This window comes from Natribaculum luteum (genome assembly GCF_023008545.1).
In the GTDB taxonomy this organism is placed as follows: domain Archaea; phylum Halobacteriota; class Halobacteria; order Halobacteriales; family Natrialbaceae; genus Natribaculum; species Natribaculum luteum.
The window spans coordinates 3,075,482-3,089,571 of the sequence record NZ_CP095397.1; the positions used below are offsets into that span (position 1 = coordinate 3,075,482).

General features: G+C 66.6%; 11 protein-coding genes. 8 read left to right on the plus strand and 3 right to left on the minus strand.

Going from position 1 to position 14,090, the window contains the following annotated elements; translation table 11 throughout:
* Window positions 1–95 precede the first annotated feature (95 nt).
* Window positions 96–1,736, plus strand: coding sequence for a globin-coupled sensor protein (locus MU558_RS15950; protein ID WP_246968693.1), 1,641 nt, complete (start codon window positions 96–98; stop codon window positions 1,734–1,736).
* Between the two features lie 74 nt (window positions 1,737–1,810).
* Window positions 1,811–2,206, plus strand: coding sequence for a TlpA family protein disulfide reductase (locus MU558_RS15955; protein ID WP_246968696.1), 396 nt, complete (start codon window positions 1,811–1,813; stop codon window positions 2,204–2,206).
* 19 nt (window positions 2,207–2,225) lie between these two features.
* On the opposite strand, the gene MU558_RS15960 is transcribed toward MU558_RS15955, so the two are convergent.
* Window positions 2,226–4,364 carry a thioredoxin domain-containing protein gene (locus MU558_RS15960; RefSeq protein ID WP_246968698.1) on the minus strand — a complete coding sequence of 713 codons (2,139 nt, stop codon included), beginning with the start codon at window positions 4,362–4,364 and terminating at the stop codon, window positions 2,226–2,228.
* Between the two features lie 162 nt (window positions 4,365–4,526).
* Here MU558_RS15960 and MU558_RS15965 point away from each other — a divergent pair, with 162 nt between their 5' ends.
* Entirely contained in the window at window positions 4,527–4,796 is a 270-nt protein-coding gene (locus MU558_RS15965; RefSeq protein WP_246968701.1) for a hypothetical protein, read from the plus strand.
* 21 nt (window positions 4,797–4,817) lie between these two features.
* On the opposite strand, the gene MU558_RS15970 is transcribed toward MU558_RS15965, so the two are convergent.
* The gene (locus MU558_RS15970) at window positions 4,818–5,354 is read right to left on the minus strand and encodes a dihydrofolate reductase (protein WP_246968704.1); all 537 of its coding nucleotides are present in this window, start codon (window positions 5,352–5,354) and stop codon (window positions 4,818–4,820) included.
* Entirely contained in the window at window positions 5,351–6,367 is a 1,017-nt protein-coding gene (gene thyA / locus MU558_RS15975) for a thymidylate synthase (RefSeq protein ID WP_246968707.1), read from the minus strand. The genes MU558_RS15970 and thyA overlap by 4 nt, the downstream gene beginning before the upstream one ends.
* 94 nt (window positions 6,368–6,461) lie before the next feature.
* Between thyA and MU558_RS15980 the strand changes: the two genes are divergently transcribed.
* The 5 genes from MU558_RS15980 (at window position 6,462) to purD (ending at window position 14,059) form a co-directional block, all read left to right on the plus strand.
* Window positions 6,462–6,884 (plus strand): DUF7522 family protein, encoded by a 423-nt coding sequence (locus tag MU558_RS15980; protein ID WP_246968710.1) that lies wholly within the window; start codon window positions 6,462–6,464, stop codon window positions 6,882–6,884.
* A gap of 102 nt (window positions 6,885–6,986) precedes the next feature.
* The gene (locus tag MU558_RS15985; RefSeq protein ID WP_246968713.1) at window positions 6,987–8,519 is read left to right on the plus strand and encodes a ribonuclease H-like domain-containing protein; all 1,533 of its coding nucleotides are present in this window, start codon (window positions 6,987–6,989) and stop codon (window positions 8,517–8,519) included.
* A 2-nt stretch (window positions 8,520–8,521) separates the two neighbouring features.
* On the plus strand, window positions 8,522–11,200 hold the full coding sequence (locus tag MU558_RS15990) for a DEAD/DEAH box helicase (protein WP_246968715.1): 2,679 nt from the start codon (window positions 8,522–8,524) through the stop codon (window positions 11,198–11,200).
* A gap of 108 nt (window positions 11,201–11,308) precedes the next feature.
* Window positions 11,309–12,655: a cytochrome P450 gene (locus tag MU558_RS15995; RefSeq protein WP_246968718.1), complete on the plus strand. Its 1,347-nt coding sequence runs from the start codon at window positions 11,309–11,311 to the stop codon at window positions 12,653–12,655.
* A gap of 111 nt (window positions 12,656–12,766) precedes the next feature.
* Window positions 12,767–14,059 (plus strand): phosphoribosylamine--glycine ligase, encoded by a 1,293-nt coding sequence (purD, locus tag MU558_RS16000; protein ID WP_246968721.1) that lies wholly within the window; start codon window positions 12,767–12,769, stop codon window positions 14,057–14,059.
* Window positions 14,060–14,090 lie beyond the last annotated feature (31 nt).

Consider the following 14,090-nt stretch of genomic DNA (forward strand, 5'->3'; position numbering starts at 1 on the left):
CGGAGGGTCGTTCACTGGTCCCGGTGACTGCCCCACATCTGCGCACGTGGCCATCACATACTTACTCGTGAGATTCTTTATTTTTGATTGTTTACATGGGGGACTCCCAACAGTTCGGTGCAGTCGGATACAGTAGCCGCGTCGACGCACAGGACCTGGTCGAGCGAATTGGACTCACCGAAGAGGAGATCGAGTGGCGAAAGCAGTTCATCGACTTTACGGACGACGACGTCGAACGACTCCGACGGTACGAGGAGACGTTCAACCTCCGTGGTGACGACGTCGCCGAGATGTTCTACGAAAAGATCGAGGAGAATCCACAGGTACTCGACGTCCTCGAGCGGTCACCGCGAAGCGTCGAGCAGCTCAAGTGGTCCCAGAAGATGTACCTGATGACGCTCGCGACTGGCGAGTACGACCAGGAGTACTTCGAGAATCGTGCCCGCATCGGCAAGCTCCACGACATGCTCGACATGCCGATGAAACACTACGTCGGCCAGTACGGCGTCTACTACAACCTGCTCCTTCCGATCATCTCGGAACAGATCCAACAGGACATCTCTGAGGCGATCAGAGAGGCGATCGAACGGCAAGAAGAACTCCGGGACGACGACCGGGAGAGTGGCGGACGGCTCTCCTCGCTTCTCGGACGTCGCAACGACGACGACGACGCAGACGAGGCGTTCGACACGACGATCTCGGAACTCGAGGGAGAACTCTCCGAGCGCATCGACGAGCGCATCGACGAACTCCACTCGCTACTCAAGGTCCTCAATCTGGACATGCAGGTCGCGATCGACACGTACATCGACTCCTACTCGAACGTCGAGGGCCTGCTGGAGCACCAACGGGACGTCACGAGCCAGGTCTCACACGCGATGCAGGACATCTCGACGGCCGGCGAGGCGATCGCCCGGAGCGTCGACGACATCAATCGATCCGTCGACGAACAGTCCGAGCAGACGCGACGGGCGGCGGCGGAAATGCAGGACGTAAGCGGCTCGATCGAGGAACTCGCGACGACGACAGACGCGATCGCCGGCCGTGACGACGAGATCCTAGAGCAGGTCGAAACCGGCGAGGAGCGCTGTGAACGGGCACTGGAGGCGATGACCGACGTCAGCGACGTCGGCCAGCGCGTTCACCGGGACGTCGAGGAGCTCCACGAGACGGTCGACGAGATCGACGACCTCGTCGACACGATCGCCGACGCTGCAGAGGAGACGAAGACGCTCGCGGTCAACGCGAACCTGGAGGCCAAGCGATCCGGTGGCGGTGAGGGATTCAACGTCGTCGCCGACGAGTTCAAGTACCTCTCCGAGGAGATCAAGAACCGCACGAACGAGATCGACGCGCGAGTCGAATCGGTCCGAGAGCAGACCGACGAGACGGTATCCTCCCTCGAGGACAACCAGCGACGCGTGGCCGAGAGCGTAGACGAAATCACGGCTCTCGACGACAGTCTCGACGAGATCCGCAAGCGCGTCGACGAGTTCACGACGGAAGTCGGGGACCTCTCCTCGCTCGTCGACGAGCAGGCCGCGAACGCAAAAGAGATGGCCGTGCTGATCGACGCGATCGACGACGAGGCACGGTCGATCAGTGACGATCTGGACGACGTCACCGACGCGATCGAAGAGCAGTTCTCGAAAATCGAGACGATCGAGTCAGTCGTGACGGAGTTAGCCGAGGCAGGCGAACGACGGGTCGGCAGCTACGGCGAGCAGATGTCGTAGGCGGATCGGCCCGCGTTCTCGAATGCCGTGTCACAAACGGGTCGATTAAGCGTCTCCCGACGTAACTCGAGTCCATGAGTCTCGAAACCATGCGGCCGAACCCGACGTGGGACGCCGCGTCGTACGAGGACACCGTCGACGTCTTCGCCGCACACCGCGACGAACTGGTCTACAGGGTCTGGGGTGGCGACTGGTGTAAAGACTGCCGGGCGCTGCTTCCCGACTTCGCGGCGGCGCTCGAAGCCGCGGAGGTCCCCGGCGAACGCGTCGAGGAGATTCCCGTCGACCACGACAAACAGGGGCCGAAAGTCGAGGCGTTCGACGTCGAGTACATCCCGACGGTCGTCGTCGAGCACGCCCCCGACGATCCGGACGAGGGCGAGGAGATCGCCCGGTTCGTCGAGAGCGAGCGACTCCCACCGGCGATCTACCTCGCCGAGCAGATCGAAGACGCGCTCGAGACCGCCTAGTCGCCCTTTTTTGACGAGGTCACTCCCCGTCGTCCGACCCGACCTCGCCCACCCACTCGAGGGCGTCGTCGACGTCGTGGACCGGCGGCGAACACGTTCGCGACCGGCAGACGTACAGCGTCGGTTCGCCGTCGCGGGCCTCTCGACCGGCCCAGATCGGCGGGGCGTCCTCGAGTTCGAGTTGCTCGAGCCACGCCTCGAGTCCCGATTCCGTGGGCGGTCGACGGGCGAACAGCCGGTCCGGCAGGTACGCCTCGCCGAACCGATCGCGCCAGGTATCGGGCACCTCGCCGGCCGCGACCGTCACCTCGAGTGGCCCCGCCTCGAGCCGGTCGGCGGCGAGACAGAGCGTGACGTGCTGGAGTGGATTCGACTCGAGGCGGTTGGCGTGAGTCTCGAGGACGCGCTCGGCGATGGTCTCGAACTCCTCGTCGGTGAAGTGATCGAGGGCGAGCAGCGTCTCGACGGCGACGCCCGCCGACGACGGCGTCGAACTGTCGTCGAGTTCCTGCGGGCGGGTGACGAGCGACTCGCCGCTCTCGGGGGTGAAGTACAGGGTCCCCCGATCGTCGTCCCAGAACTCCGACTCGATCGTCCGCGCGAGGTCGAGCGCGAAGGCGAGGTGAGTGACCTCGCCGGTGGCCTCGTAACACCCCAGCGCACCGCGAGCGAGGAAGGCGTAGTCCTCGAGGTAGCCGTCGACGGCGACCTCGCCGTCTTTGTACCGGCGGGAGAGTCGCTGCTCGTCGGCGTCCCAGAGCCGGTCGCGGACGAACTCGAGGGCGTCGACCGCGCTGTCGGCGTACGCGTCCTCGCCGAGGACGACTGCGGCCTCGGCGAACGCCGAGATCATCAGCCCGTTCCAGCCCGCGAGCACCTTCTCGTCGCGGTTCGGCCGGGGACGCTGCTCGCGAGCCTCGACGATCGCCTCGCGGGCGGACTCGAGTCGAGTCTCGACCTCGCTCTCCTCGAGATCGAACGCTGCAGCCAGGTCCCCGATCGAAGTCTCGACGTTCAGCACGGTCGCCCCCTCGAAGTTGCCCGACTCGGTGACGTCGAACCGACGGCAGAAGAGGTCGGCGTCCGTCTCGTCCTCGAGGACGTCCCGGACTTCCTCGGGCGTCCAGACGTAGAACGCACCCTCTTCCCGTTCGCCGCTCTCGGCTTCGCTCTGGGCGTCGAGCGTACTGAAGAAGCCACCCTCGTCGTGGGTCAGCTCCCGGTCGACGAACGCGAGGGTCTCGCGGACGACCTCGGCGTACCGGTCGTCGCCGGTCTGCTGGTAGCCAGCGAGAAACGCCCGCGGAATCTCGGCGTTGTCGTACAGCATCTTCTCGAAGTGGGGAACCGTCCAGTCGCGGTCGACACAGTAGCGGTGGAAGCCGCCGCCGACGTGGTCGTAGAGTCCACCGGACGCCATCGCGTCGAGGGTCTCTACGGCGACCTCGCGGTACTCGTCGCGTCCCGTCCGGTCGGCGACCCGGAAGAGCGCGTGCAGCCGCGACGGCTGGGGGAACTTCGGCCCGCTCGAGCCGAAGCCGCCGTACTCGCGGTCGGCGTTCCGGAGGGCCGCGTCGGCCGCCGACTCGAGGACGTCGCTCGTCGGCGGTTCGCTCGCGGCGACGGCGTCGGGCGTCTCCTCGAGGCGATCTGTCGCCGCCGCGGTCCACTGGGCGGCGCGGTTTTCGACCTCCTCGCGGTCGTTCTCCCAGGAGTTGTGGACGTTCTCGAGCACCTGGAGGAAGCCGGGCTGGCCGCGCTTTGGCTCTCTCGGGAAGTAGGTGCCGACGTAGAACGGTTTCCCCTCGGGCGTGAGCCACACGGAGAGTGGCCAGCCGCCACCGCCGGTCACGAGCTGGCAGACGGTCATGTAGATGCTGTCGACGTCCGGGCGCTCCTCGCGGTCGACCTTGATCGGGACGAAGTGCTCGTTCAGGAACTCGGCGACCGTCTCGTCCGCGAAGCTCTCGTCTTCCATGACGTGACACCAGTGACACGCCGAGTAGCCGATCGAGAGGAAGATTGGCACGTCGCGCTCGCGGGCCGCCTCGAGGGCCGCCTCGTCCCACGGCTGCCAGTTGACGGGGTTGTCCGCGTGCTGGCGCAGGTAGGGGCTTTCCTCCTCGTCCAGGCGATTTCGCTGGGTCGGAGATTCCATGTGCGGACCTACGGACGGCGGTGGCAAAAGAACCATGCACGGCGTCCGTGGAATCCGACGCCGCTTCCTCTCCGCGCTCGCGACAGCTTTTTTGGCCGGTACGGGCGTTCTGTCTGAGAACGTCCCATACAGTTAACAGCTATACCGCCATACGGCACACACATGTCACCCGGTCCCGATCCAGTACGGGAGGACGAGCCGTTTCTCGAGCGACTGGTGGGACTCGTCGTCTCGATCGTCGTTCTGACCGGCGTCACCGTGATTCTCGGCTACGGCGGCTGGGCGATCCTGACGCTCAGCGCCAAACTGGGTGGCCCCGATCCGAAAACCGAGGACGGAGACCTGCTCAGAAATCGACTGGCGACGTGGCCCGACCGGAACCGGGAGTTTATGCGGAACAACGGCCGCGGCGAACTCCCGTTGCGGCCGTAACGCAGTAACGACGCCGGAAGGCTACCGACGCACGTACTCGACGAACGCGAATCCGTCGCGCTCGTCTCGAGAGACCTCTCGCCACGCCTCGCGATCCCACGTCGGGAAGTACGCGTCTCCCTCGGGGCTGTCGTGGACTTCGGTCACGATCAGTCGGTCGACCGCCGGGAGAAGCTGCTCGTAGACGGTCGCCCCGCCGGCGACGAAGATCCGATCGGCACCGTCGTGGCGCTTCTCGGCGGCGCGGTCGGCCGCCTCGAGCGCCTCCTCGAGATCGCTCGCGGTGACGACGTTCTCGGGCGTCTCGAGGTCGCGGCTCGTGAGGACGACCGTCGTCCGACCGGGGAGGGGTTCGCCGAGCCCCTCGAGGATGCTCTCGTAGGTGACCCGGCCCATGATCACGGGGTGGCCGGTCGTGACCTGCTTGAAGTGTTTCAGGTCTTCCGGAAGGTGCCAGGGCATCTCACCGTCGCGGCCGATGACGCCGTTTTCGGCGACCGCGACGATGGCGACCAGTTCGTGGTCGGTCTCGAGGCCCGCGTCGATCGACCCGCTCATTCGGCCACCGAGAACCTGATCCCGTCGTGGGAGTCGTACCCGCGAAGGTCGACGTCCTCGTAGGCGAGGTCGTCGATCGTGACGTCCGCGACCTCGAGTGTCGGCCGCTCGAGTGGCTCCCGCGAGAGCTGCTCGAGCAGGCCGGGGACGTGGTCGAGGCGGTCGTCGCCCTCGGCCTCGGGCGGTGCCTCGCTCTCGAGCCAGTCTTTGACCTCGAGGTACTCCTCGCGCGCCGTGACGTCGGCGAGTCGGCGCTGGAGGGCCTCGAGGTTCTCGCCGTACCACTCGCCGCGTTCGCCCCGGCCGCAGTAGGCGTGGGCGTCGACGAGCGTGTGCGCGAACGTGCCGGGTTCGAAGCCAGTCTGCTGGGCGACGACTTTGGTCAACAGCGCGTAGGCCGCGATATTGAACGGGACGCCGAGGGCGATGTCCGCCGAACGCTGGGTCAGATGGCAGTTGAGCCGGTCGCCCTGGACGTTGAAGACGAACGTGTAGTGACACGGCGGCAGCGTCGAGACGGCGGCGTTGGCCGGGTGCCAGGCGTTGACCACGAGTCGGCGCGAGTTGGGTGAGTCGGCGAGCGTGTCGATCACGTACTGGAGCTGATCGAACGTCCGACGGCCGTCGTCTTCGACGGTCACCCACTGGTGGGCGTCGTCGGGCCAGGACTCGCCCTCGAGTTGAGCCGGCTCCTCCGGAACCGGGAACCGACGCCAGAAGCGGCCGTAGGCGGTGTCGAGGCGGCCTTCCTCGTCGGCCCAGGCGTCCCAGATCTTCGTCTCTTCGCGGAGGTTCCGGATGTGTTCCTCCCCGGAGAGGTACCAGCAGACCTCGTGGATCATCGAGTTCCACCGGTAGCCGTCCATCTTCTTGGTCGTCAAGAGCGGATACCCCTCCTCGAGGTCGACCTCGTAGTGCTGGCTGAACGACGAGATGGTGTCGACGCCGGTCCGATTCGGTTTGTACGTTCCCCCGGAGAGGACCGCGTCGACGAGGTCGAGGTACTGTCGCATCGTACTGGCGTTTCGTTCGAGGTCATATGAAGCCACGCAATCTGTTCGAAAGTAGGGAGCGAGTTGATGCCGTCTGACAGCCTGCCTACGGCACATGGCGGAACTCGTCACCGACGAATTCGCGGAATCGCTCGTCAGCACCTGCAGAGTCACGGTCGGCGACTCGCTCAGATCGGTCGTTTACTTCACCCCCGACGACTTCGAACTCCTGTACGTTCGGTCGGACCTCTACGAGGGCGACGAGGACGCACTGCGCAGGGCGAAGTCTACGTTCGTCGAGAACGAACGTGTCGGGTTCGAGGACAAGGAGACGTACAATCGACTCGCGACCGAGCCGGACCTCGAACCCGACGTCGGCGAGTACGAGTTCACGATTCGCGTCTTCTCTGCGGGGTTTATCAGTCGAGTCATCGTCGACGACCACGGCGTGATCGTCACCAGCGACGGCATCGAGATGGACCCGTTCGAGGACATGGCCGTCGCGATTCGCAAGATGCTCGCCGACCCGGACGCGTAGCCGTCGCCAGAACCGACGAGTAACTATCGCCAGCATCGGCGAGGCGAACCTCTTGCACCGATGGCGGAACGCTCTTTACGATCCCCAGCGACGCCTGTCGCAATGGCCGAACGCGACGGCGTTCGACTGCTCGCCCTCCCGCCGTCGGTCGCCCTCGAGCGGCCGATTCCGGCGCTCGAGGACGCCCGCGGCTACTTCGACCCCGACGGTATCGTGATCCCCGGCCCCCGTCGCGAACCGCGGGCGGTCGCTCGAGCACGCCGGGTCTTCGCCGGGCCCGTCGTCCACCCGCCGCTGGCCGACGCCGGCCCCGTAACGCGCGACGAACTCGATGGATTTCCCATCGTCACCGTCCAGCGCGGGACGATACTCGAGGAGGCCGTTGACGCACTCGAGAGTGCGCTCTCTATCGTCGACCACGTCGTGCTCGTCTGCGACGACGTGACGACGACCGTCCGGCCGACGGCCCTCGAGACGCATCTCGAGTACGCTGCCGAACTCGCAGCGGCGGTCCCGGCCGACGGAAGCGGCGTGACGGTGCTCACCGGTGGGTTGCCGGCAGATTACGACGAAACGTGGCACCTCGAGCGAACTGGCGAACCACTCGGCGTCGGACGGGACCCGATCGCAGAAGCCGACCTCGATACCGACGACGTCGTCTCGGTCAGGATTCACGGCACCGGCCCGGTCGAGAGTCACGGCGACGCCCGGTCGATCTCCGGGTTCTCGCTGTCACGCGACGGTGCGGTCGCCGTCGAAACGCTCGACGCTGACGCCTTCGGAATCGAGGCCGTGACGGGAGTGGGACCCAAGACCGCAGACCGGCTCGAGAACCAGGGGATCACGACTCGCGCTCGGTTGCTCGAGACCGACCTCGAGACGCTCCGTTCGCTGCCGGGGATCGGCCGGGATCGCGCCGAACGGATGCTGGCTCACGCCGAGGTGCTCGAGACTGGCGAGCCGCGACGACTCACCGACGAGCCGCTGCCCGGCGAGAACTGGGAGCGGCCGCCGCTGTGTCTCGACATCGAAACCGATGGTCTCTCGCCGACGATCGTCTGGCAGGTCGGCGTCTACGATCCGCTCGAGGACAGCCATCGGGCGTTTCTCGAGGATTCGAACCCGGACGATCCGCGCTCGGTGTTGCAGGCGTTTCTCGACTGGCTACTCGGCGTCTACCCCGACCGGGCGCTGCTCACCTGGAACGGCTGGCGCTTCGACTATCGCCACCTCGGGGCCTTTATCAACCGCTACCTGCCGGGGTACGCCGAGGAATGGGAGCGGATCCCGAAACTCGACTGCTATCTGTGGGCCGTCCGCGAGACGAACGCACTCTTGCCCGGACGGACCAACAGGCTGGCGGACGTCGCGGCCGCGCTCGGCTACGAGCACGCCGGGACGGGACTCGACGGGGCGGCCACGGCGGCGGCCTACGAACGGTTCAGGTGGACGGGCGCGGAACTCGAGTGGGACCGCCACGAGGCCTACTGCGAGGACGACTGCCGGGCACTATGGCACGTCTACGAACGGCTCCGGGACGCGCCACGGCTGTCGGCCGCCTCGAGCGGGAGTACGGGAAGTACGAGCGAGAGAGCGGGCGGAAAGACCGGCCAGACCGGACTGAGTGACTTCTAAGTATGGCGAGCGAACGCGACGACGAGAACGAGGAACGGACCGAACGAGCGGACGACATTCCCGTTACGGGCGAGGAACTCCTCGAGACGTTCCCCGGCTACCACGCCGAGGGCGACGTGAGCGTCCTCGAGTTGTCAGGCCGGGACGCCGCGACGGTTCCCAACCGCTCGGTCCTGCGCCCCGAACTCGCGGGAGCGCTCGAGCACGACCTCTACACCCACCAGGCGGCGGCACTCGAGGCGCTCGCTGCGGGGGAGAACGTCTGCGTCGCGACCAGCACTTCCTCGGGGAAGACGCTGGTCTACGCCCTTCAGATCGCCAGGAACGTACTGGAGGCACGCGCGAGCGGCGAGGAGTCGACGGCCTACGTCTGCTACCCGACGAAGGCCCTCTCGCGTGACCAGGAACGGGAACTCAACGACGTCTTCGCCGATCTCGGAGTCGACGTCACCGTCAGGGTCTACGACGGCGACACCGAACGCGGCGAGACCCGCCGGCAGATCCGCGAGGAGGCCGACGTCATCATCACGAACTTCGCAGGCGTGAACACCTACCTCCACGACCACGACCGGTGGGCCCGGTTCTTCCGGGCCTGCGACCTCCTGGTGATCGACGAGTCACACACCTACACAGGCGTCCACGGCATGCACGTCGCCTGGATCCTCCGCCGACTCGAGCGGGTACTCGAGTACTACGGCGCGGCCCCCCAGTTCGTCCTCACGAGCGCGACGATCGGCAACCCCGGCGAGCACTCCGAGGCACTGACCTGCGAACCCGTCACCGTGGTCGCCGAGGACGGGTCGCCGCAGGGGCCGCGGGACCTGGTGCTGTGGAACCCGCCGCCTCGAGTGCGTGAGGACGATCAGTCGGGACTCGAGGCCGAGGCCGATTCGAACGGCGACTGGACGCCCGACGACGACTACGAACGCCTGCCCGCGACCGTCGAAGCCCCGCGGATCTTCTCGCATCTCACCTACCACGACGCCCAGACGCTGCTCTTTACTCCCTCGCGGAAACTCGCCGAACTCTCCGTGAAACGGGCGACAAAGCACCGCTCGGATCGAGACTTCTACTACGCGAATCCACACTCGAGGGGAGACCTCGAGCCCTACCACGCTGGCCACTCCCGGCAGAAACGCCACGCCACCGAGTACGGGCTGAAGACGGGAACGCTCGACGGCGTGGCCTCGACGAACGCCCTCGAGCTCGGCATCAACGTCGGCGAGATGGACGCGACGGTGCAGCTGGGCTATCCCGGACAGCGACAGTCGTTCTGGCAGCAGATCGGCCGGGCGGGCAGAGACGAGAAGCGAGCACTGTCGGTGCTCGTGGCCGAACACCGGACTCTCGACCAGTACGTCGTCTCGAATCCCGACTATCTGCTCGACGAGGACGTCGAGGACGCGGTCGTCGACCCCGGTAACGATGCGGTGTTCTCCCAGCACCTCCGTTGTGCCGCCGACGAACTCGCCGTCGACGAGGACGACGTCGGGACCTTCGCCTCACGGGACCGCCTGGAGCGTGCCGTCGAGATGTGGCGGCGAGCCGGACAGGTGCGGGGACATCTCGAGACGGGCGTCTCCTACACCGGAGCGCCACGTCCACAGACGGACGTCTCGCTGTACGCGACGGCGAGCGAGGAGTACGAGGTCCGACTCGCCGACGGCGTTGACGACCGCCACGACCCAGAGATGGAACCGCTCGCACGCGAGCGCGTGCTCCGGGACTTCCACGAGGGAGCGATCAGGCTCCACGAGGGCAGACAGTACGAGGTGACTGACGTGGTCCACGACTCACCGAACCCGCACGTGGTCGTCTGGCCGGTCGACGTCGACTACTACACCCGATCGCGGAGCGAAGTGACAGTTCTCGACGCCGTCTCCGAGGATTCCCGCGAGATCGGCGACTTTACCCTCCACTACGGCCACGGCACCGTCCTCGTCTACCACGGGGTCTACGACGAGGTCGCCGTCCACGGCGGGACGACGAAAACGGCCGGCATCTCGACCGAGAACCCACCACTCGAGATCGAGACCCAGCTGTGCTGGCTCGAGGTCCCCGCCGACGTCGAGCGGGCGCTGCTCGAGAAGTACCGCGATTGGTGCGTTCCCGACATGGACGGTGGAGACGCTGCCCACGTCGGCTACGCGGGCGGGCTCCACGCTGCCGAACACGCGACGATCGGCGTGGCACCGCTCGAGTTGACCCTCGACAAACGCGACCTCGGGGGGCTCGCCACGCTCACGATCGACTCGCACCTGGCCGTCGCGTCCGACGACGAGCACGGAGAGGAAAGCGAGAGAGCGCGAAGCTTCGCAGCGGCGAAAGCCGTCGTGAAAGCGCAGGCCGACGCCCTCGAGCGGGAACCTGCGAGCGGCTGGTTCGTCTACGACGGCATCGAGGGCGGCCTGGGCTTCTCGCGGGCGATCTACGAGAACTTCGAGGCGGTGGCCGCTCGCGCTCGAGAGCACGTCGCGGGGTGTGACTGCGGTCGCGTCGACGGCTGTCCGGCCTGCGTGATGGACGACCAGTGTGGGAACGACAACCAGCCGCTCCACCGACAGGCGGCCGTCGACGTGTTCGATCAGTTGCTCGGAAACGAGAGCAAGGACGCTCTCGAGGCCTACGTGCCCGAGGACGAGCACGGCGGGGAGCGGCGGCCGCCGCTGTTCTACTCGTGATCTGCCCGCTGCTGGCGGCGATCTCTCGGCTGCGCTTCCCGTAGCCCTCCTGAAGACGCTAGTGAGTCCGACCGAAAGACGATCCGTCCCGGCGTCGACGTTCGAACGATGGCGTCGAACACGATAACCGAAACCGACGTCGTGGCCGGGAGACGACCGCCCGGACCGTCGGGACTGCCGGTCGTCGGGAACCTCCACCGGTACCTCCGCGGTCCGCTCGCGTTCGTCGAGTCCTGCGCCCGGGAGTACGGCGACGTCGTCTACACTAACGTCGCCGGCGAGACGTACATGGTGGCCCATCCGGACCACGTCGAACGGGTGCTGGTCACCGACGACCACCGGTTTCGCAAGGCGGAACTGGGGCAGGGTCGACTCGAGCCCATCTTCGGGAACGGGCTGGTGGTGAGCGACGGCGAGTACTGGCGACGACAGCGAACGCGCATGCAGCCGGCGTTCCGTCCGGATCGGATCGCCGCGTACGCCGAGGTAATGAGACGGCAAGCGGCGGCCACGGCGGAGCGGTGGGTGCCCGGACAGACGATCCAGGTCGACGAGGAGATGCGCCGTCTCACCCTCGGCATCCTGGTCCAGTCGCTGTTCGGCACGGACCTCGGCGGGCGCGAGGCGGAGATCCGCGAGGCGTTCGAACTGGTGATGGGGCGGTTCGAGGGGGTGAATACCTGGCTGCCGGGGTGGCTCCCCACGCCGGCGAACCGGCGGTTCGAGCGCGGGCGCGAGCGCCTCGACGCGATCGTCTACGACCTGATCGACGAACGGCGAGAGAGCGCCGCAGACCGGGACGACCTCCTCTCGACGCTGCTGGTCGCCGAGGACGAGCGCGGCGAGCGGATGACCGACGAGGCGGTCCGCGACGAGGTCGTGACCCTGCTGGCGGCCGGCCACGACACGACCGCACTGGCGCTTACGTACGCCTGGCACCTGCTCGGCACTCACCCGGACGCGACGGACCGACTCCACGCCGAACTCGAGGAGGTCCTCGACGGCGCGACTCCGACTCTCGCGGACCTGTCGGCGCTCGAGTACACCGAGGCGGTCGTCTCCGAAGCGTTGCGACTGTATCCGCCGACGCACGCCACCGCCCGGGAAGCGACCGAGGACGTGGCGTTCGGTGAGTACGTCGTTCCCGGCGGCTCGACGATCTTTCTGCCACAGTGGATCCTCCACCGCGACGGCCGCTGGTGGGACGACCCCGAGACGTTCCGTCCCGGCCGGTGGCTCGAGGAGCGCGATCGGCCCGAGTACGCTTACTTTCCGTTCGGCGGCGGCCCTCGCCACTGCATCGGGCACCGGTTCGCGACCGTAGAGGCGCGACTCGTTCTGGCGACGATCGCGTCCTGCTGGCGACTCGAGCCAGCGTCGAGCGATCTCTCGATCCGACCGGTGATCACGCTACGGCCGACGGATCCCGTCGAGATGGTCGTCCACAAGCGGTAGCGCTCGCGTGGGTGCCACCGCTCGCGCCTCGAGCGGAGCTATGCACAAACGTGGGTAACCTGGGTTCGAGAAAGGGCAAGCTTTACACTATCGTGTGCTCCGCTTTCGACTATGCGAGAGAACGTGCTCCTGATCGGCGGCGGCGGACGCGAACACGCCATCGCCCGCGCGCTCGAGGATAGCGAGTGTGACCTGTACGCCTGTGCGGGCAACCGGAATCCCGGCATCGCCCGGATCGCGACCGACTTCGAGACGCTCGAGGAGACCGATCCCGAGGCTGTCGTCGACTACGCCGCGGAGGTCGAGGCGACGATCGCCGTCGTAGGTCCGGAAGCCCCGCTGGACGCAGGCGTCGCAGACGCACTCGAGGAGGCGGGCGTCTACGCCTTCGGTCCGCGCCAGGAGCAGGCCCGGATCGAGACGGACAAGGCGTTCCAGCGGCGGTTCATGTCCGAGAACGACATCCCCGGTTGTCCGGACTACGAGACCTTCGACGACGTGGAGGCGGCCTGTGAGTTCATCGACGAGTACGACGGCGACCTCGCGATCAAACCCGCCGGCCTCACCGGCGGGAAGGGCGTGAAGGTCATCGGCGACCAGGTCACCCCCGAGGAAGGCAAGGAGTACATCCGCGAGTCGGACTACGAGCGAATCGTCCTCGAAGAGCGACTGATCGGCGAGGAGCTGACGATCCAGGCGTTCGTCGCCAACGGCGAGATCCGGACCGCACCCGCCGTCCAGGACCACAAACGCGCCTACGAGGGCGACGAGGGACCGAACACCGGCGGGATGGGTAGCTACTCCGACGCGACCCGCGAGCTGCCCTTTATGTCCGAGGAGGACTACGAGGCCGCCGTCGAGATCCTCGAGGCGACCGTCGACGCCCTCGAGGGGTACAAGGGCATCCTTTACGGCCAGTTCATGCTCACCGCAGAAGGACCGAAGGTCATCGAGTTCAACGCCCGCTTCGGCGACCCCGAAGCGATGAACACTCTCCCCGTCCTCGAGACCGACTTCCTCGACGTGCTCACGGCGGCCCGCGACGGCGAGGACCTGCCGGACCTCGAGTTTGCCGACCAGGCGACGGTCTGCAAGTACGCCGTGCCAGAGGGGTACCCGACGGACCCCGAGGCAGGCGCGAAAGTGCAGGTCGACGAAGAAAGTGCCGGCGACGCGCTGCTGTACTACGCCAGCGTCGACGAGCGTGACGACGGCATCTACACGACGACCTCCCGCTCGTTTGCCGTCGTCGGAATCGCCAACACGCTCGACGAAGCCGAGGAGATCGCCGAAGACGCCCTTGCAGTCGCCGGCGACGAGGGCCTGCACATGCGCCACGACATCGGGAAAGCCGATCTCGTCCAGCAGCGGATCGACCACATGGCGGAACTGCGCGGTGACTGAACCATTGCTACGAATTCGATAGCTATCCACT